Consider the following 22584-nt stretch of genomic DNA (forward strand, 5'->3'; position numbering starts at 1 on the left):
CTTTCAAAGAAAGCATATAAACGAATACTAAAAATATATACCTGATGATTTTCATAATTATTGAATTTTTGTTGATTCTATGACACTTGCTTTGAATCCTATTCTTTCTGCCATCGTATAAAGAAACTGTCCACTTTCTAAATTCATTGGCTTAGAATACAATTGCCAACCACTATTAAAATCTAATTTCAAATTGTTTTTATCACTCACAAAATAAGCAATAGAAGCTCCTTTTGTTTTACACTTTAAAGTAATCTTTCCTTTTTTTTGCTGCACCAAAACTGGTTTCGTCTGAGGCTGTATATTATCGGGCCACATTTTCGCAATCATTTCTGCCTCGGGCTGCTTGGCATAATCTTTAGATTTCTGTGCCTTCAAAGCTTTTCGCATTCTTTTCAGTTCTTGGTCAAATTCAGGCTTATTCGCTAAATTGTTAAGATTATGAGGATCCGAAATACAATCGTACAATTCTTCCTCCGTTTTAGTATCAAACCAAATACGCTGTATCGCATCTAACTCATTCGCTCCTGCTAAATTCAATAGATCCAACATTAATGGCACCTGTTTTCTATAACTAAGATCTTTGTATTTCTTTAATTCTGGATAATAATTTTTCAGATATAAAAACTGTTTATCTCTAACAGATCGGATTCTATCTGTATACTCATCAAAGCGATCAGAACTTCCATAAACATATTCCCTATCTTTCTTTTCATGAATACCTAAAAAAGCCTTTCCATCCATATATTTTGGCACGTTTACATTTGCCAAACTCAACATGGTTGGAGCTAAATCGACAAACGAAACCAAACGATCTGTTCTACCAATAGTTTTAGAATCGATGGATTTTATCATCAATGGAACTTTTAAACCTGAGTCTAAGATTTCTCTTTTTTGACGTGGCAAAGGACCTCCATGATCACTATAAAAAAACACGATTGTATTGTTATACAAACCATCTTTTTTCAATTGATTTATCAACTCTCCAAACTTTTTATCCATCATTTCAATATTGCTATAATTCCGAGCAATTGTTTTTCTTGAAATGTATGTGTCTTGTAAATAGGGTGGCACTTCCACTGAATCAGGATTCACCGTTAAGGCATATTTTTCATGTTTCCACAACTTACTTTCATGTGTCAAATCTATATTAAAAACTGAAAAGAAAGGTTTTCCTTTCGGTGTATTTCGCCAATGTGCTTTGTTGTTATTTTGATCCCATGCCGTAACTGGTGCTGCAAATTGGTAATCCGTTTTTTGATTGTTGGTACAGAAATAGCCATTGGCTCTTAAATATTCCGGAAAACATTTTACCGAAGTCGGAATCACAGCTGAATATTGAATGATTGGATTCTTTTCGATATCATTCACCGGAATGTCGTTTTTATAAACTCTTTTTCCCCAAGACTGAATATCCATTCCTGTACGCATATGCATGGTACCTATGCTCGTGGCATACATTCCAGTTATAATCGTTGATCTTGAAGGTGCACATACCCCAACTGTTGCGAAAGCATTCTCAAAAACCATCGCCTCTTTTGCAAAAGCATCCAAATTTGGTGTTTTGGCGGTGTTGTCTCCATACATCGATAAAGTCGGACTCGTATCTTCACACACTATCCATAGAATATTGGGATGTTGTACTTGACTTTTTAAACTGAAAGTCAACAACAATAGCATTATAAACAAGCTATTTTTCATTTCAATTCAATTTTTAATTCTTTAGCTCCACTTTTCTTTAAGTAGAAAACACCTTTTTTAATTTTTCCTTTTTCTTTGTAGCGATACTCATAAGTTCCGTAAAAACCATTTACAGAAAGCTGTCCTTCTTTGTTTGTTTTTTCCTTCAACTCAGTTTGCCATCTATCAAGAACTAAATCGTGATAGGCTTTTCCCATAGGGGAATACGTCCAATCTTTATGATATAAAATGGCTTTTGGATTTCCTTCGGCATGAAATCCCCAAAATAAAAATTCGCTTACGTTCGGCTGACTGAATGCTGCAATGATAAAATCAGCGGTATATTTTTCTCTCACTTCATCATCTTTTATTTCCATGGTAAACTCAGAAATGCTAATTTTTTTCTTCAACGTCCCATAATAATTCAAGATGGAAATCACTTTCTCTGGTGGCGTCAAATCCGAACCTATATGACATTGTATTCCGATTCCATCTACCAATCCACCTGTGTTTTTATCTATTCTTTTGATATATTCATAATACCACTGCTGCTTTTCAAAATCGATACCTCCTTTACTAATAATTCCATATTCATTGGTAAACCTACCCACCGTTGGTTGCAATTCTTTTAGAATTCTAAATCCATCATATAGAATTTCTTCAGATCCTGTAATTCTTTGAAAATCTTTGTTTGTGTAGGCTTCATTTACCACATCCCAATGCGAGACTTTCCCTTTGGTAGTTTCCGTAATATTCACAACATGATCTCGAATCAATTTTGTCAACTCCTCCGGATTATTTTCCATGGTTCTGGTTTCTTTATTCTGATATTGAAATCCTGGCCATATCAAAACATGTCCTTTGAGTTTTAAATCCGTTTCTCCAATAGCTTCCATCGCAGCCAAAGTTCTTGCCCTATTTTTTTCTCGATGCCAACTTTTAATTTTTAGGTCATTTGCAAACACAACCTCGTTAAAATCTCTTGACAAATATTTCAATTGATTTTTATCATTTAAGATATCCGCAGCATTTATCGTAGCTCCCCAAGAAAACTCATGCTTGATTTGTTTGATTTCTATTTGCTTGTTTTTCAAAGGCACTCCATTTTTTTCAAAACGAAGGTTAAACGTTCCTTTTCGAATCGATTCAATATTTGCTAGAGCCTTCTTTCTCCATGCAGCATCCTCTTCCATCCCAACATATTTAATTTTTGTCTTCGGAAGTTTTTCTAAAGGAACAGTCTTATCGAATACCAAAATTTCTATATCAGAAAACAAGGCTTTCTGAGGCTGATACCCAAATTGTATGGCCATCCTCAGCTTTTCTTTTTTTACATCTTGAGTGATCTCAAAAGGGATATAATACTGTTTCCATTCTTTAGACAAGCTAATTGTGGATGAAATATTTCCTTTATAATCTCCTGTTTGATTTAATACCCATAAAAATCTTGCTTCTCCTGTCTCTAAACCAGAGAAAACAGTTTTTCCTTTAAAGGCAACCAATACTTTTTGACCTTTTTCAAGTGCCATTTTTTTAATTGGAATTGCCGTAGAAGCTTTGTAAATAAATTGAGGTCTTACAGTAGTTTCTATTGCTAATACATCCTCAACATTTTCCATGTTTTTTATAAAAGATACATTTCCAAATTCTTTGTTGGTACGCGTATATTTTAAGTTATTGTTATTGACAATATCTTTTCCTTGCTTCAAAATCTCTTGAGAATAAGTCATTGAAAGACTTCCCAGAAAAAACAAGACTGAAACAAACTTATTTAAGTTTAAAAATTTTCTTTCCATTGATTTAGTTTTTTTAACAATCGGTTTGCTGCTTCAGGTTGTTCTGCAGCTAAATTATATTGCTCTGAATTATCTACAGACAAATCATACAATTCTATCGTATTGGATTCATAAAAATGAATCAGTTTTAAATTTCCTTCTCTAATAGCTGACGATTTAGAATCCCCAGTATTTTTTGGCCGTGCTTTAGAAGAGTGCCAATACACCACCCTGTCATTATTGGATGCTTTATCTTCTATAACGGGTTTTAAACTTGTTCCATCGACCCCTGCAATTTTTTTTCCTGTACCATATTCCAATAAGGTTGGAAAAACATCCATCAACATCGCAACAGATTTTTCTTCCTTTTGAGCTTGAATTTTATGTTTCCATCGTACAAAAAGAGGCACTTTAATTCCACCTTCATACAACCAACCTTTTCCGGCTCTTAACGGAGAATTGCTCGTTGCCAATCCTCTTTTCTTAAGCCCATCATTAGACAATCCTCCATGATCTGAAGAAAAAACCACTATGGTATTTTCATCCATGCCTAATTCCGTCAAGGTTTTCATAATTCTACCAATATTGACATCTAAATTTTCTACCATCGCAGCATAGGTGGCATTGTCTTGGCGCATTTTAGTTCTACCGGTTCCTTCAGAAATATACTCAGGGGTATTCTCAAAATCAAATGCTGAAATTTCTTTTTTATTTCTTTCGATATCCTTTTTCTTAGCTTCCAAAGGCTGATGCACGGCGTAATACGCTAACACAGCCATCACCCGTTTTTTTTGATCTTTCTGTTTCAAGTAAGAAATAAATTCTGTGGTTAGCTTATCTGTTAAATAATCTCCCTCTGAACTTTTTTCTTCGATATCTACAATAGGGCTCTTTTTCACATTTCTATTGTGTCCTTTAGGTGTATTGAAAGGATATATAAAACTTATAGGGGAACCTGCTGCACCGGCAGCAAAGGAGTGCTGATATCCAAATCCTCTTGGACTTTGTTCGTCATGACCTAAATGCCATTTTCCAAAATAGGCAGTCTGATAACCCGATGCATTGAATTGCTCAATAAAATTTTGATTTGCAGCAACTCCTTTCATTTCAAAACCATCATCAGGAACATCTCCATTTTGAATGGGATATTTACCGGTCATCATCGCAAACCTAGAAGGCACACATCTTGGATAATTTGCATAGGCATTTACGAATTCAAAAGATTCACTCGCCAACTGATCTATATGTGGTGTTTGATAAATTTTAGAGCCGTGCACACTTAAATCGTGGTAGCCTAAATCATCAACATGAATCACAATAATATTTGGAGGCACTTGTTGCATCTGCTTATTTTCGGTTGCTTGATTTCCTTTGCAGGCAATCATAAAAACAAGTGTGCATAAAACAACTAAAAATCTCATTTGAGTATTCATTATTAAAAATATTAATTTCTTGACAGCAAATTAACTTTTAGAAAAGAGTTGTTGGTTACTCTAGCAATCAGAAAAGGTATAAATATTGTCAAACAAGACGCTAATCAAACCTTTGATGAGATATCAATGGGTCTTTGGCTCTAAAACAGCTCCACTTCCATTCATCCAATCCTCAACAGATTTTCGCATTTCAGCTGTAATTTTCTTTTCCTCTTTAGCGATATTATGCATCTCATAAGGATCTTTCAACCTATCGTATAAAATCTCATAACCTTCGCTAATAATATATCTATATCTTTCTCCAGTTGCAGATTGAGCCCCATATACTTCAGAAAAAGCATAGTTTCTCACTTTTTTAGTTTTACCGGTCAACACAGGAACCATACTTACCCCATTTTTAGCCATTTTATTTGGGTTTTCAAAACCTGCTACATCAAAGGCAGTTGGAATCAAATCCAACAATTCCATTGGGTGATAATTTATCTGATCTTTTGGAAAAAGTTTGGGATAACTAACAATCATAGAAGTATTCAAAGCCTCTTCAAATAAAGTTGTTTTATGAGAACGACCGTGATTTCCTAAAAATATAGAATGGTCAGAAAAGAATACAACCATCGTATTTTCAAGATCACCCGTTTTTTCCAAGGAAGCCATTAAATTTCCAAGCATCTTATCCATAAAAGCAACATTTGCTACCTCACCTAACCTCTCTTTTGGAAGTTTTTTAGCATCCGCTGGTTTATTTCCTGCCAATAGTGGTTCTGGCACGAAATGTCCAAATTTATCCGTTTTAGGTTCAGGAACTTTTATTTTATTTGCAATATCATAATAACGTTGAGGAACATCATAGGGACCGTGTGGAAGACAAAAATTAAACCACATAAAAAATGGTTTTGAAGTATCTTTTTTAGTCTCTAACCAATCTACAGCTACATGCGCCATATACCCATCCAAGTAGTCAACATCCTCTTGCATGGTACTTCGCATTTTATGACCAGGCGCTGCATTGTCTTTTAAAAACTGTTCGTATTTACCACGGGCTTTCAAATGCTTGATAAAGGGTATTTCACTAACCTCCTTCCCGTTTTTTAAATCTCTCCACAAAGCATGACGTTCTCCAGAAGCATTTACAAAATCAAAACCATAAACTTTTAATGCCTCTGCCTTAGACTGTTTTCTATCTTGCGGTCTGATATGGGATTTTCCGACATAGGCCGTTTGGTATCCATTTTCTTGAAAAACCTTTGGGAAAGTCCAAATATCCTTCGGTAAAAAATGCATATCTCCATTTTTATAAAACCCTAAATTATGTGAATACAAACCGGTTACTAAGGTATTTCTAGAAGGGCCACACATAGGACCTTGTGCAACGGCATGTGGAAAATGCACTCCATTGGTAGCCAATTTATCTATGTTTGGCGTATGACCAAAACCTTCTCCTAATTTATTCATAAATCGAGGCATCAAATCATCTACTTCAATAAATATTATATTCGGGGACTTTTGCTGTGCAGCAATAGTGTAAAAACTACTAATTACCAGAAATAGGAATAGATAATTTCTTTTATTCATTTTTTATGATTTAATGTGTTTATAAGTTACCAAAAACTATTGGCAACAACAACCCAAAGAAAATGAGTGCTTTTTAAACTTGGGTTAATCAGTAACTAGGGGCTGAATGACAGAAAAGGCTGGAGTAGGTTGTAAATTCTCATCATAAATAGATTGAAAATAACCTGTCCCTGCTTTGTAACGTTCTCCTAAATCCCAAAGATTTAAGGTAACCTCTCCTTGTTTACTTTTCTCTAACAAAACATCTACAATTGCTTGATACACTCTTTTTTGTGTCAATCGTTCTTGTGTTTTATCTTCATCTTCTTTTACCAAATAATCCAATTCGGTTACATGAAAAGACAAATCATGCGCATGTGCCCAATCAATTAAGTCAGACAGTTTTTGCATGGTTGCAGCTGTATTGTCAACAAAGTCTGCTCTTTTAGCTCCCAATAGTAAATGTGCTTGCCACCCGATCGCATCCACACGATATCCTTTAGATCTGATATAAAGTATGGTTTCTTTTACCTTGCCCCACATCACAGTTTCCATACCTGAATTTTGATTGTAGACCAATTTTATATTTGGTGCGTGCTCTGTAGCCAATTCAAACGCTTTTAATATATACAACGGAAAACCATTTTCATCCAAGCCCATATGCAACCATGGGTTTTCCCATTTATCTACCCCTGGTTTAGGTCCAAACCAAGTTCCGTCTTTTAGTATCGTTTCATTGACCACGTCCATCCACTTTACCTCAGAAATTTCGTTGTATTTCTTGGCAGAAGCGGTCATAAAATCAATCATATTTTCTTCTAATTCGGTAGGCGTTCGTACATCATCCTTTGCCCATTTAGAAGCTTGTGGACTTATAGGTCCATGGATTCTAACTTGCAATTGATGTTCTTTGGCAAAGTCCAAAAACGCATCAATTTTAGTCCATTTCCATTTATTTGGTTCTGCGTATACAGCAGACTGCTTTGCTGCATTTGCTGGTGTTAAATAGGAGAAATGCTCTCTATATAAAGTTTCTTTTTCGGTATCTAACTCATGGTAATTCAAAGTCGCACCAACCAATAAGTTAGCACGCTCTTCCTCTTTAAGCTCTTTTTCAATTCCCGCATTCTTTTGGGAAATACAAGAGAAACTTGAGCATGAAATTAGCAAAAGAAAAAAATATTTAAATATAATTCGCATCTATTTATTTAGTTAAATACTCATTTACATAAAGCTCTTGATACAAACTAAAAAATTCCGTTCCAATCCTCTTCATAGAATTTGTCACATAATGCCCTAAAGGAGAGGGGTTTTTAGGATAATAGTCCTTCGATTTTTTATCTGATGATTGAGGAATCATCCCAACATATGTATCGTTTTCAGCTACTTTTAGCATTCCTTCTACTACCTTACCACCTCCGACTTGAAACAATAAAAAGGGCATTTCAGGAAGTTCAAACTCTTCCCGCACAGAATGAATCAAAGTTGTTAAGTTATCTCCATAACTTTCACTTGGTTGCAATCCTCTTTTCGTATTGGTATCAGCTTCTCCCTGTACCCAAAGCATACCACAAATTTCGTAGGCATTTTTTGGCATAGAATCCAATACTGATCTCGACAAAGAAATAAATTCACTATACAATTTTGGAATTTTCAATTCATTGGTCAACGCTGCTTTTTCCTCTGTCCAATTAGGATTCCAAGCACCGTATAAAGAAGTACCGCCTTTGGATCTTTTGATAAAAATAAATTCTTCGTTCGGATAAGCCTCAGCAAGTTCAATCCCAAAAAACAACTCCGGTCCAAAAACATTTGTCAGGCTAAATTTTTTCTGAACATAAGTACTACCTGTGGTTACTTTTAATGGACTTACAGGTTCTGAATTGTAATAAAATTGAATTCTATGCTTTACAGCCTCCAATCTTTCAACATCTTCCAATGGAATTTTATCAGCGTCAGCTCTCCCTTCCATATTGGACTGACCGGCAAATAAAAACACTTTTTTAGTGGTTGTATTATTCTGAATCAAGCTTTGATTTACAACAGCTTTTTTTGAGCTATTACAAGCAAAAACCAAGAGTAGAAAAACAATAGCTGCCCAATTCGTAATTCGAAACATAATTATTTTTTTGGTGGGTAAATTTTTACTTTCGATGGAATCAAATATTCTTTTTTCCATGCTTTTAGAAGTTCCATCAATTCCTTTTTCTTTTGAGGTTCTGCACTTGCAAGATCATTTAATTCGCCTTCATCTTTGACCACATTGTACAATTCAACCGTATCCGTATCCTTAAAATAAAGTAATTTGTAATCACCTGAACGCACCACTTCTGTTTTTCCATCACCCGTACTATGTGGACGTGCTTTAATCGAACGCCAGAAAACAGTTCTATCTTCCCAGGTTTCTTTTCCTTCTAAAACCGATTTGAAACTTTTACCATCGATGCCTTTTACTTTTTTCTCAATCGACAAATCCAATAAAGTGGGTATGATATCCATCCCCAATACAATAGACTCTTGATCAAATTTTGGTTTTAAAGTTCCCGGCCAATTGATGATATACGGAACTCTGATTCCACCTTCATACAACCAACCTTTTCCTGCTTTGAAAGGTAAATTGGTTGTTGCCAACAAACGCTGCCCCTTGAAACCACCATTAGACAAACCTCCGTGATCTGAAGTTACAACGATGATGGTATTTTTATCCAAACCTTCTTTTTTTAAGGTTGCAACAACTCTAGCAATATTTTCATCTACATTTTCCACCATCCCTGCATAAGCTGCATTGTCTTGGCGCATTTTTCTTCTACCCGTACCTTCTTTGATATACTCAGGTCCATCTCCATAATCAAAGGCATCAATTTCTTTTTGATTTCTTTTTTCATCCTCTTTTTTTGCTTCTATCGGAGTATGAACGGCATAATAAGCCAAAACTGTAAAAAAGGGCTTCTTCTTATCTCTATTTTCGATAAATCCAATAGTTGCATCCGTTAATACATCCGATAAATAATCTCCTTTTTTTCCGTCTTCGGTAACGTTTAAAACAGGATATTTCTCACCATGACCTTTTTTCTTTTTCCCTTCGTTTGCCTTTGCTTTTTCTAAAGTTTTAGTATTGAAAGGATAATGACGTGTATCTACACCACCAGCATGTCCTGCCGCATAAGAATTATGAAAACCAAATCCAGTTGGACTACTTTCTTCTCCTCCAATATGCCATTTCCCAGTATAAGAAGTTTTATAGCCCGCCTCATTGAATTGACGGATAAAATTTTTCTCAGATGGAATTCCTCCCAAATATCCCTTGCTTTCGTTTACAGGATAAGTCCCGGTAAACATTCCATAACGAGAAGGGGTACATCTTGGGTAACTACTGTAACCATTTTGAAAAACAACTCCCGTTTTTGCTAAATTATCTATCGCTGGGGTTTGATGTATTTGAGAACCGTGATAGCCAATATCATGATATCCAAAATCATCCACCACAATCATAACAATATTTGGTTTGCCTTGTGAAAAAACAGACTGAACAAACAACAAAAACAATACAATCACTTTAAAAAATCTCATCTTTTTTCTATGGTATTTAAATGTGTTTTCAACTTAGATTTTAAATCCGAAACTATCGCTTGGTATTCTTTCTCTTTTACCCAGTTTTTAGTCTCGTTTGGATCTTTTACATAGTCATACAATTCTCTTCCGATGATATTAGAATCTTTATAGGACTTATAACTCTTATATGAGTTTTTATGCCATTCTGTATATCTATACTTATCCGTTCTGATAGAATATCCCATTTTATCTTTTCCTCTAGGGTATTGACTTATGGCATAATCTACATCGATAGCAGTTTTCTTATTTCCGTCTAATAATGGCACTAATGATTTACCATCTACATCCGTTCCTTTTACACCTGCCAATTCGAATAAAGTTGGAAAAACATCTACCAATTCAACAGGAGTATTTTCTTGCTTGTTTTTTTCAACACCGGGCCCGGCAAACATCAAAGGTATTCTCGTTGCTTGCTCAAAATTAGAATGTTTACACCACTCTGTATGATCTCCTAAATGATATCCATGATCTCCCCATAAAACGATGACAGTATTTTCCAAAATATTTCTGTCTTCCAAAGCATCTAATAATTTTCCTATCTGTGCATCTACATAAGAAACACAAGCCATATATCCATGAATCAATTCTCTTTGTTTGTCAACTGGCATCTTATCGCCAATACCCAAACTACTATCGATGTCAGAAAAAGCTCTGATCTCACCAAAAGAATGATAGGCAACTTTAGGTGTTCCTTCAGCTAACTCTTGAAAGGGTGCCAATCCAATTTCATCACGTTTATATAAATCCCAATATTTTTTTGGCGCTACAAATGGCAAATGCGGTTTTTGATATCCTACTCCTAAGAAAAAAGGTTTGTCATTTTTCAACAAAACATCCAACTTTCTAATGGCATCAACCGTATACAAACCATCTTGATACATCTCATCAGGTCCTTCAATACACTCAGAACTTGGCTTCAATGTTTTAAATACGAACTTACTTTGCTTTCCGTATTTCTTTAAGCCTTTAGCCAACGCCTGTTTTTTAAGCTCAGCCATGGCTGCTTTGGTCTCCGGATTTTGATAAAAAGCATACATCGGTTTTCCAAACTTCTTTGGATAATTTTCAGGTAATGTATGTGGAATAGACCAACTTTTACCATCGTGCCCTTTAGAAGAAGAACCTTTGTGATATATTTTACCAACTGCCGTTGTTTCATAGCCTTGAGAGATCAAATACTCTGGCATTGATTTTAAATTCGGAGCAGATTCTCTAAAATTCGTATGCAAATCCCAAACTTTTGTATTGTCTGGATACATCCCAGTCATGATACTAGCTCTAGACGGTCCGCAAACGGCCTGTTGCACATTCGCATTTTTGAAAATAACACCCATTTTTGCCAAACGATCTAAATTAGGCGTGTGCATTTGTTTCTCACCATAAGCAGAAATCAAAGGCTTTAAATCATCCACTGCTAAGAACAAAATATTCTTTTGTTCAACTTGTTTGCCTTGTTTCTTTTTTTGCGCCATACAAGACGTTAAAGAAAACAGGACTACTATGAATAGGAATTTTGTTATTTTCATACTGGTTTTATTTAGTTAATAAGTCTTGAACTGAAGCTTCTCCATGGTGATCAATGATACTTCCAAAATCTGTATCCGTAATCTTTCTATAATCTTCCAAACTTTTATCATTACCCACCTCAGCCATTAAAGTGCGAAGCTTCGCCTTTAAGCCTACTATGATATCTTGATATGCAGGATCATTAATGATGTTATTCATCTGATTTGGATCTTTTTCAAGATCATATAACTCCCAAACATCAATACTATAATAAAAATGCGCCAAAGTATATCTTTCCGTTCTAATTCCGTAATGCGGTTGCACATGATGCCAAAATGGAAATTCATAATAGTGATAGTACATTGCATCCTGCCAGTCCTTTGGAGTTTTCCCTTCTAAAGAAGCTGCAAAACTTTTACCATGCATTTTTTGTTTGTTTTCGACACCTGCCAATTCCATTAGAGTTGGAGCGAAATCAACATTGGTAATAATATCTTCATTGACACTCCCTGCTTTTACTTTTTTAGGATAACGAACAATAAAAGGCATTCTTAAAGATTCTTCATAGATGAATCTCTTATCAAAAAATCCATGATCCCCTAAATAAAACCCTTGATCAGAAGTCAAAACTATAATGGTATTTTCTTCCAAATTATTCGCTTTTAAATAATCTAATACTCTTCCAATATTATCATCAACCGATTTTACACAGGCCAAATAATCTTTGATATACGTCTGGTATCTCCAGTTTCTACCTTCCTCAAAAGTCATTCCCTCTTGAGTTACAATTTCACCTGGTTTCGCACCGTAAAAATCCCATTTCACACCTTCTTTCCCTTTCAAGCCTTCTGGTCTTTTCATTTTCATATCTCTTCTACTGAAATATTCCATCGTCATCTCAGAATCTCCCGCAGTTAATTCTCTACCTTCATAGGTATCGTTATACGTAACTGGATAAGGCATGTCAATATCATCCCATAAAGTTTCATATTTATGATCTGGCTCCCACGGTCTATGTGGTGCTTTGTATTGCAACAACATCATAAATGGTTTTTCTGAACCTTTGTTCTCTTCTAACCAATCCAAAGCAAACTCCGTACTGATGTTTGTAGCATATCCTTTTTCAACGACTTCTTTTCCATTTTCGTTGTATTTTGGATCCCAATAATGTCCTTGTTGACCTGCTGCTGCATGGTATTTATACGAATCAAAACCTTTTGGCTCTGAACCTAAATGCCATTTACCAAACAAACTTGTTGCGTATCCATTTGCTTGAAATTCTTGTGGAAAAGTCCATTTATTTTCATCAAATCTACCACCACTTTCATTTTTATAATAACCGTTCACATTGCTGTAATCTCCAGTTAAAATTGCAGATCTACTTGGTCCACAAATCGCATTGGTACACAACACATCTTGAAATAACATCCCTTCCTTCGCTATTCTATCGATATTAGGGGTAGGTGCAATATCTTTATAAATACCTCCATAAGCACTAATGGCTTGTGTGGTTAAATCATCTGCCATAATGTAAATTACATTTGGACGTTTTTCTGATTTCTTTCCCTTTACTTTTGTTCCGCAGGACGCAACAATTAGTAAAACCAAGGACAAGAGCGTGAAGGTTGTATTTTTTATGTTTTTCATAAGTCTAAAATTTTATTTCCCAGAATGTGACAAATGCCGCTGAGAATTTTCACTTAGTACCCGTTATGGGCTTAATCTTTTAATATAATTCGTTCCTTAACCTCAATAGAAGTTTCCTTTAAATCTTTGTCTGCAGAAGAGTTCCCAACCATAATTTTAAAACTTCCTGGCTCCACACAGTACTCCATGTTTATGTCATAAAAAGCTAAACTTTCAGCATCTAATTCCATCGTAACTGTTTTCGTTTCTCCTGGTTCTAAGGCAACTCTTTGGTAACGTTTTAATTCTTTTACAGGTCTTGTAACAGAACTCACATTATCTCTGATATAAAGTTGTACTATTTCTTCACCTGCCATTTTCCCTTTATTGGTTACCTCAACAGATACTTGAACATTTTTATCTTTTGAAAGCACCTCTGAAGACACTGTTGGTAGAGAAATTTCATATTTTGTATAGCTCAATCCAAATCCGAATGGATGCAAAGGAGTTTTCTTTTCTGTGTTGTATTTATGAATATACATCGTTGGTTTATGATTGTATACCATTTGTAACTGCCCCACAGATCTTGGAATTGTCAACGGTAATTTTGCACTTGGGTTTACTTCTCCAAATAATATTTCAGCCGTAGCTTGTCCACCGAAAGCTCCAGGTTCCCACGCGTTGATTACTGCTTTTGCTCTTTTTTCTAGGCTCGGTTCAGCAATAGGGCTTCCACTTACATAAACTACTACCACTGGTTTTCCTAAAGCTAAAATCTTATCCGCTAATTGCATTTGCTTCCCTGATAATTTCAAAGTCGCTCGATCAATATTTTCTCCTGTAGTTTTATTTGGCCAATCATGTCTGAAAGAATTCTCTCCCAATACCAATACTGTGATATCTGCCTTTTTTGCCAAAGATGCCGCTTTGTTGATATCAGCATCCTTCATTTTTCTTGATCTATCTCCAGAATCAAAGTAATCTACTTTATATCCCTTTTCTTCTCCTAACTTTTTAATTCCTTCATACATCGTGATGATATTCTCTTCGGGTTGTGGTGACACCCAATCCCCAAGAGTTGTCTGATTGTTTGCATTAGGTCCTGTTACAAAAATAGTTTTGTTAGCTCCTTTTCCCAAAGGCAAAAACCCTGAGTTTTTCTGTAAAACAATTCCTTTTCTTGCTTGCTCTAAAGAAGTTTTTTGATGTTCTTTATTGAACAACACTTCTTCATAAGAACCTTCTTTGATATATGGGTTTTCAAACAATCCTAATTTAAATTTAACCTCTAAAACTTTTGAGCAAGCCAAATCAACTCTAGATTCAGGCAACTTTCCTTCATGTACCAATTCAATTACATAATCAGCAAAATGAGGACCGTGCATATGCATATCCAAACCAGCACCTACAGAATATTCTGTGGCTTGCTTGAAATCTTTTGCCACATGATGCCATGTATCTATTCTTGACACATCATTCCAATCACTTACATAAAAACCATCAAATCCCCAACGGTCTCTCATCAAATCCGTCATCATATGTTTGTCCATATGAGCTGGAATACCGTTTACCTCATTGTGCGCTGTCATGATAGAAAAAACATTTGCTTCTTTAACCGCTCTCTTAAAAGGAGGTAAAAATATTCCCATCAATGTTCTATAAGAAACATCTGTAGGAGACGCGTTCAATCCATTCAATGATTGACTTCCTGCTACCAAATGTTTTACACAGGCAATTACATTCTCCGAACCAGAAAAATCATCCGACTGCATCCCAGCAATCGTTGCAACTCCCATATTACCCACTAGGTAAGGATCTTCTCCAAAAGTTTCTCCTGTACGACCCCATCGTGGATCTCTCAATACATCAATATTTGGTGTAAAGGCCCAATGTGCACCTGTTGCTCTCATTTCTGTAGCTGTTTGAGCACTCACTTTATATAATAAATCATCATCCCAAGTAGCAGCTTGTGTAATTGGAGACGGGTAAATCGTAGCTCCAGAAAACAAACCATCACCATGAATGGCATCAATTCCAATCAACAAAGGAATTTTAAATTTTGATTGCATCGCTAAAGACTGCAAATAGTTTGCTTCCTCCACTGTAACAATATGCAAATAAGATCCAATTTTTCCAGCTTTGGTCATTTCAACCAAATCATTGATACTTAAATCTGGATAAAAACCTCTGGCATCATTTACGTCCAAATCTTCTTCTGTAAGATCATTTTGAGCAGCCTTGATATGTTCCAAACCTACGTATTGACACATTTGAGCGACTTTTTCTTCTAATGTCATTCTAGACATTAAATCCTTGACTCTCTCTTCTGCACTTAATTCCGTAGATGTATAGTCTAAATTACTTTTCTCTTTTTGAGAATCACAAGACATCAATACTACTGAAAGTAGCAACATAACTTGAATACTTTTTTTTATGATCTTCATCCTTCTTTGTTTTTCTGTAATTAAATTTTCATATAAATTCTTAACCTTTTTCTAAACCCAATCCTTCTGATAAGGGCTGCTGAAAATATTCCATTGGTCTTGACCACTAAATTACTTTATTGAAATATTTTTAAGGTGCACTGAGTATCAGAATAGGTATATTATGCGTCAAACCTATGTTTTACATGGGCTAATTCATCTCAATCAGTTTCAATTTTAATATCCAATATTCTGATCACTGTTGTCTAAAGCATTATTTCCAATAATTTCATTTGAAGGAATTGGAAACCTCATGTTCTTTTCCAATATGGCTGAATCATCTGTAACAAAAGATAAGTCTGGATTCCAAATATTATGGAATTGTGTTTTATTCTTAGTATCAAACTGATCTCCTCCCGTCATTAAAACTTGTCTTCTATCAATTCTCGTTTCTAAAAAAGAAACCCCCGCGTTTTGTTGTCTTCGTAAATCAAACCATTCGTGTCCTTCCCCTAAAAGCTCATAGATCCTTTCTTTTAAAATTCTATCTCTTAAATCATCACCACCTATCATACTCTGAATTCCAGATAGTCCATATAAACTAGTATTTGCTCTATCTAAAACTAATTTCACATAGTCTTTTGACGATTGATAGTTATCTCTTTCATTTTCAATCTCCGCTAGCATCAATAACAAATCTGCATATCTAAAAACCATTCGATTTCTGTTGGAATTGATATTCGTATTGGATACTTCTTGATATTTTTTAATCCAATTGACTGCAAAACCTCCAGAGAATTGAGTAGGGTAAATTTTTCTAACTTTAAAAGGAGAAACGATTTCGGTATATTGTTCTGAAACATATGCCACCGTTCTACGAGGATCTGGATGAACATCTGTTGTTGCTACATTATAATCAATATAATGATCATGTAATGCCAATCTATTTACTCTTAAATTCCCACCTGAATCTCTTTGATTGTATATGGATTTTGCTGGAGCTGTCATAAATGAATGTTGACCACTTTTAGTAGAAGTACCTCCGGCGGTATATTGAATTTCAAAAATACTTTCTGAAGTGTTTTCATTCCCTTCAGCAAATAAATCTTCATAACTAGAAACTAGGCTATACTTCATGGAAGACTCAACAATTTTCGCATTTGTATATGCCAACTCCCAATAATCACTTGATGAACCTGACAAACCTGATTCTGTTGCCATATTCATATATACCTTTGCTAAATACCCATTAGCAGCATAAGATAAGGGCCTACCAGGGATGTACTCCTCTGAAGGCAATAACTCTTTAGCAATGGTTAAATCAGCTATAATTTGATCATAAATTTCTTGCTTTGAAGATTTAGATAAAAACAAAGTTCCTTGCTCAGCCGGAACAGTTCTTAAAGGTACTTCTCCCCAAACTCTTACTAAATCAAAATACGTTATGGCTCTAATAAAATGTGCCTGACCCAAATTTCTTTCAGTTGTTGAAAAGCCCGGTGCCAGCTTGTGTAAATTCTCTATCAAATGATTTGCATGATCTACACAGCTATAAATTTCCATCCAAGTATCATTTAAGTTTTTCAATGAAGGTGAAATATTAAATGTTCCAAATTGTTCTCCTTTAGATCCTGAACTAGAAAAATAAGGTGTATGAGCACTTGTCATTTGAAAAAAGTTACCCCCACTATAAAATTCTGAAGCAAATTTTGCATACACTCCATTCACCACTCCTTCTATATTCTCTTCAGAGGAATACAACAACTCTTTATTTAAAGCTCCACTTTCTGCTAAGTTATCACTTACATCCAAAATTTGATCACATGAGACTAATGACTGAGCTATTACGATTACTATGATATAAATATATTTCATGATTTTCTAGTTTAAAATGTTAATGAAGCTCCAATTGTTACCGTACTTTGAATAGGTGGACTCGCAATATCCACACCGGCTACCCCGGGGGTAAAGCGCAACGAAGCAATCTCTGGATTTACTCCTGTATATTTTGTAATTGTGAATACATTACTCATGGATCCAAAAACTTTCACCGACTTTATTCCACTATTTCTAAGTGTAAAATCGTATCCTAAACTAATATTTTGCAATCTTAAATAACTACCATCAGCTACGGCAACATCTAAAACACCTGCGTTGCTCAGCGCATCTTTCTTTAGGTTAATATCAGGTAGAGTCCCCCCTGGATTGTCACTACTATATCGATTTAGTACATAATCCCTCCTTACATTATTCCATCTATTTTCTGCGCTATAATTCTCTGTCAAATAATTTGCGTTGTAAACATCATTACCTTTAACTCCATAAAAATTAGCATTGAAAGACCATTTTTTATAGTATACATTAGTCCCAAAAGAATAAATAGCATCTGGATTTGGGTCTCCAATGATTGTTTTATCTTCATCCGTAATTTGTCCATCACCATTTTTATCAACAATATTATAAAACCCTTCAACCTGTGTATTCCCATTGGCAACATCATCAGCAGTTACAATTCCATTAGTTTCATATCCGAAAAACAAACCAGGTGCTTGCCCTTCTAAGTAAACATTCATTGGAACGGTATTAGTATTTGCAACCTGAATAGGTCTTCCATAATACCCTACATAAGAACCTGCAGAACCAAAATCACTCTCAACAAGACCTAAATTTTGAATTTCGATTTTATTCATCGAATAACTTCCAAATAAGTTCCAAGTAAACGTATCGGTTCTAAAAACGTCTCCATTAATCGCCACTTCAACCCCTTGATTATTAAGAGATCCTTGATTTACAACGATGCTATCATCACCAGAACTTCCACCTATACTAAGTGTATTTAATAAATCATCAGACTGTTTATTATAAGCATCTATAGTTACTGAAAGGCGGTTTGAAAACATACCTAAATCTAGACCAGTATTGAACTGCTTTTGCGTTTCCCAAGTCAAATCTTTACTTGCAATATTCGTTTTTTCGTAGGCAATTTGTAAATCTTTATTTGCCGCGGCATAACCTTCAGGAGAAATTTTATAATTCACATACGTTAAATTATTACCAACCCTTTGATTACCTGTTTCTCCATAACCAATTCTCAATTTCAATTGATTAATTTCAGTATCCTCATCATCAATAAATGATTCTTTATGAATTTCCCATGCTGCACTTATTGCAGGGAACAATCCATACCTGTTTTTTCCAATAAACTTGCTAGAACCATCATAACGTAAAGAAGCAGATACTTTATAACGATCTTTATACCCATAAGTACCTCTTCCTAAAAAAGAAATCATTCTTTCTGGACCATAATTATAAACAGTTGGTTCTATAATGGAAGCTCCATAGAAATCTCTACCACGATTCTCCTGACCTTCTAATGAATAATTGGATGCTCTGGTATAGTTTTTTTCTGAATTCGTACTGTTATAAACGATTCCTCCTAATAAAGTATACCTATGTTCTCCTATTGCCTTTGGCTTATAGGTAATTGTATTGTCTAGGTTGTATGAAAATCTATCTAGATTTGACTTCGCATATCTTCCTTCTCTTGATAACCCTTGATTTGTACCAACTCCTTGCCAAATATCTAACACTGCTTTTCTATAATCGGCACCAACTCGAAAATTATAAATCAAATCTTTCCTTAATTTATATTCTACAGAGATATTTCCAAGCACTCTATTTTCAGTTGAAATATTGTCATAATCTTCAACCCAACCTCTTGGTGAAAGGCGGAAACTTTCATTATCTAAAGGAGCTAAATCTTCTCTCAACTCAAGAGGAAAATTATCATTTATATGTCTATAAACAGAATTTGTTTCTCCTGCATTTGAACCACTTACTCCTGGTAGCGAATTTTCGCTTAAAGAATAAGACACCTTTCCTCCTAACTTGAACTTTTTATTAAATCGATGACTTACATTTAAATTTAAATCTAACTTGTTCAAGTATGCATTGGCTAAAACTCCTTCTTGTTGAAAGTAACCAATAGAACTATAATACTTTGTATCCTCGGTACCTCCAGAGGCAGTGAACCTAGTATTCGTAGAATATGTTGTTCTATACAAACTTGTCCAATCCATCGGTTCGTAAATTCCTATCAAATCTAAATCACCGCTATTATCATCATCATTCCTTGAAATAAAATTATACAAACCGTCTTCACGTATTTCAAATGGAAATCTTCCTTCAGGGTACAAATACTCGGTACCTGAATTTGAATCTGGATGTGCCGTATATTTATCATTTGTAAAGGCTACGTATTCTTCAGTATTCAAAATATCATATGGTAAATTTGCTTTTCCTACGGTTGTACTGGTTGAGAAATTAAAAGTTGGTTCTCCCAACTTCCCTTTTTTCGTGGATATTAGAATAACTCCATTTGCACCTAAAGAACCGTATATAGCGGTTGCTGAAGCATCCTTTAAGATTTGGATAGACTCAATATCTTCTGGTGCCACACCACCTATACCACTTTTGCTCGCTCCTTGAAAATTGGTTGGATCTGTTAGGGATTCTTGAGAACTATCCATTACAATCCCATCAATTACATACAATGGCTGATTGGAACCTGTTAAACTTGAAACCCCTCTAATATTAATGGAAACAGCTGCTCCTGGCTCTCCACTAGAAACTACATTTACTCCAGATGTCCCTCTAAGAAGACTTTCAACTACAGCTACACCTGCTTTATCATCTGTAACAGGTTTTACGGTTGCAATAGACGCCGTAATATCTGATTTTGAAGAACTACCGTACCCAATAATGACTACCTCTTCCAAAGACTCGGAACCAGCTGACATCTGAACATCTATCACAAGTTGTTCACCTATTTCAATTTCTCGGGTATCAAACCCAACAAAACTTACAACTAGAATTGAAGTTTTATTGCGAACAGTTAGCTCATAATTCCCATCAAAATCTGTTGTGGTTCCATTCGGAGCTCCCTTTTCTAAAATGGTTGCTCCTGGTAATGGTTCTCCGTTGTCATCCTTTACAACTCCATGCACAGAAAGTTGTGCAAAAGCAGAAAAAGACACAAATAATACGAGAACAATACTTGTAATATTCTTCATAGTTAAAAATTGGTTTAGTTTAGATTAGCAATTTACTTTACCTATATGTTAACAGGGTGCAAGGAGCATCTGAATAGGTATAAAAATCGTCAACCTCCTATAAAACAAGGGATAGTCTTATTAAATATAACGCAATTTTCAATAACAAAAAAATAGATTAGGACGGTTTATCGTCCAAACCACTTAAGAAACTAGTAGGTGATTCACCATAAAATTTCTTAAATGAGGTACTAAAATATTTAGGATTTGAAAAACCTGATTGGTAAGCTATTTCTTTGACACTCATTCCTCCTTTGATTAGCAAACTTTTACCGTATTTCAATTTCGTATGAATAATAAAATCTTGAGGAGAAAGATCGATTAAGTTTTTTAACTTCATATACAAAGAAGTTCTGCTCATCCCAACGCTTTCACATAAATCATGCACAGAAAAAGAAGTATCCGAAATACTACTCAATAAAATAGCTTCTAGATTGGTTACAAAACTCTCGTCTTTAGAATTTCTGTATTGTGTAGCAGTATCTTTTTCAGATTGATGAACATACTTTTTACGCAGCTTTTTTTGCCAACTCAAAGTATTCGTAATCTTAGCCAATAGCAGATTGATATCTAATGGTTTCTCTATGTATTCTGAAATCCCACTTTCTATACTTTCAATTTTTAATTCAGAATTATTCAATACCGTCATCATAAAAACAGGAATATGGTTCAGGTTTATATCCTCTAACAATCTTTTAGCCATCTGCATACCATCCATTTCAGGCATGATCAAATCTGTCAAAATTATATCGGGATACACTTGTCCAGCCAACTCCAAACCTTCTTGTCCATTGGAGGCTTCATGAATTTGGAAATAGGTTCCTAAGCTTTTGGCTAGCAAAGAACGCAACTCGTTATTATCCTCAACAATCAATATTTTTCTGTCACTAAAAGCATCAATATCTGCTTGTTCATTGATGGTAAATTCTTTTTGGAAACTTTCATCTAGTACAGCTGACTTTTTATAACCATCTTCTCTATTCGGAATGCAAACTTTAAAAGTAGTTCCCACATTTTCTTCACTTTCAAAACCAATGGTTCCGTTAGATCTTTCTACAAGGTTTTTAACCATCATCAAACCTAATCCTGTTCCTGGCTTTTGACTATTTACTACATTTCTTGCTCTATAAAATCTTTTTAAAATAAATTTCTGTTGATCTTTTGGGATTCCAATCCCCGTATCAATTACCTCTATTTGCAATTGATTTTTTGAAGCTGTCTTTAACTTAACATCAATAGTTCCTCCCTTTTTGGAATATTTCACAGCATTGGACACCAAGTTGAAAACTATTTTATTCAGAGTCTCTTTATCAAAATAAAAGACTTCATTTTTCCATTTGTTCTCAATTGTTAATTTAATACCATACTCTTCTAAAAGAGGTTTGAAATTTAAAATAAGCTCTTTGATATGTTTTTCTAAAGAAAGCTTAGAAACATTCTGACCAGGTTTGTTAACTGTGGATTTTTTAAAATTCAACATTTGTTCAAACAAGGCGTTCAATCTTGTTATTGTCTTTTTTACTTGACTATTTGCTTCCTTTTCCGGAGTTTCAGAAAAGCTCTCTAAGGACGATAATAAAATAGTTAAAGGTGTTCTTATTTCATGCGTTAGGTTGTTAAAGAACTCAATCTGCTCATCTGCATTTCGTTTACTAACAATAAACTGCGTAAAATAAATAGTGATCACAAAAACAATTACCACTAAAAGAAAGTAAATAAAATAAGCTGTTGTGCTAGCCCACCAAGGTCTCATAACAGTAATATTTATAGCACGTTCAGGTCCCCATTCCCCAAATCCATTTGAGGCCTTTACTTTAAATATATAATCTCTAAAATTTAAATTTGTAAAATTTACTTGTCTATTTAC

Annotated in this window: 13 protein-coding genes; all 13 read right to left on the reverse strand. The window is 34.8% G+C overall.

Going from position 1 to position 22584, the window contains the following annotated elements; genetic code table 11:
- Positions 1-57: 57 nt before the first annotated feature.
- Positions 58-1701 carry a sulfatase gene (locus P8H68_RS06395; RefSeq protein WP_300322597.1) on the reverse strand — a complete coding sequence of 548 codons (1644 nt, stop codon included), beginning with the start codon at positions 1699-1701 and terminating at the stop codon, positions 58-60.
- A complete protein-coding gene (locus tag P8H68_RS06400) occupies positions 1698-3476 on the reverse strand; it encodes an endo-1,4-beta-xylanase (RefSeq protein WP_300322599.1) in 1779 nt (592 codons plus the stop codon). The genes P8H68_RS06395 and P8H68_RS06400 overlap by 4 nt, the downstream gene beginning before the upstream one ends.
- Complete coding sequence (locus P8H68_RS06405; protein WP_300322601.1) at positions 3458-4876, reverse strand: sulfatase; 1419 nt, start codon at positions 4874-4876, stop codon at positions 3458-3460. The genes P8H68_RS06400 and P8H68_RS06405 overlap by 19 nt, the downstream gene beginning before the upstream one ends.
- A 135-nt stretch (positions 4877-5011) precedes the next feature.
- A complete protein-coding gene (locus P8H68_RS06410; protein ID WP_300322603.1) occupies positions 5012-6460 on the reverse strand; it encodes a sulfatase-like hydrolase/transferase in 1449 nt (482 codons plus the stop codon).
- Positions 6461-6544: 84 nt separating this feature from the next.
- Positions 6545-7609, reverse strand: coding sequence for an endo-1,4-beta-xylanase (locus P8H68_RS06415; protein ID WP_300322605.1), 1065 nt, complete (start codon positions 7607-7609; stop codon positions 6545-6547).
- A 34-nt stretch (positions 7610-7643) separates the two neighbouring features.
- Positions 7644-8558, reverse strand: coding sequence for a sialate O-acetylesterase (locus P8H68_RS06420; protein WP_300322607.1), 915 nt, complete (start codon positions 8556-8558; stop codon positions 7644-7646).
- 2 nt (positions 8559-8560) lie between these two features.
- Positions 8561-10009, reverse strand: a complete 1449-nt coding sequence (locus P8H68_RS06425; protein ID WP_300322609.1) for a sulfatase-like hydrolase/transferase — start codon at positions 10007-10009, stop codon at positions 8561-8563.
- On the reverse strand, positions 10006-11523 hold the full coding sequence (locus P8H68_RS06430; protein WP_300322611.1) for a sulfatase: 1518 nt from the start codon (positions 11521-11523) through the stop codon (positions 10006-10008). Before P8H68_RS06430 ends, P8H68_RS06425 begins: the two co-directional genes overlap by 4 nt.
- Before the next feature lie 61 nt (positions 11524-11584).
- Complete coding sequence (locus tag P8H68_RS06435) at positions 11585-13204, reverse strand: sulfatase (RefSeq protein WP_300322613.1); 1620 nt, start codon at positions 13202-13204, stop codon at positions 11585-11587.
- A gap of 71 nt (positions 13205-13275) precedes the next feature.
- Positions 13276-15627: a glycoside hydrolase family 3 N-terminal domain-containing protein gene (locus tag P8H68_RS06440; RefSeq protein ID WP_300322615.1), complete on the reverse strand. Its 2352-nt coding sequence runs from the start codon at positions 15625-15627 to the stop codon at positions 13276-13278.
- Between the two features lie 216 nt (positions 15628-15843).
- Positions 15844-17481 carry a RagB/SusD family nutrient uptake outer membrane protein gene (locus tag P8H68_RS06445; RefSeq protein ID WP_300322617.1) on the reverse strand — a complete coding sequence of 546 codons (1638 nt, stop codon included), beginning with the start codon at positions 17479-17481 and terminating at the stop codon, positions 15844-15846.
- 11 nt (positions 17482-17492) lie between these two features.
- The gene (locus tag P8H68_RS06450; RefSeq protein ID WP_300322619.1) at positions 17493-20678 is read right to left on the reverse strand and encodes a SusC/RagA family TonB-linked outer membrane protein; all 3186 of its coding nucleotides are present in this window, start codon (positions 20676-20678) and stop codon (positions 17493-17495) included.
- Positions 20679-20835: 157 nt separating this feature from the next.
- Positions 20836-22584: ATP-binding protein (locus tag P8H68_RS06455; RefSeq protein WP_300322621.1), on the reverse strand; the 1749-nt coding region annotated here is incomplete at its 5' end.

Origin of the sequence: Flavicella sp. (genome assembly GCF_029238425.1) — a bacterium.
Lineage (GTDB): Bacteria > Bacteroidota > Bacteroidia > Flavobacteriales > Flavobacteriaceae > Flavicella.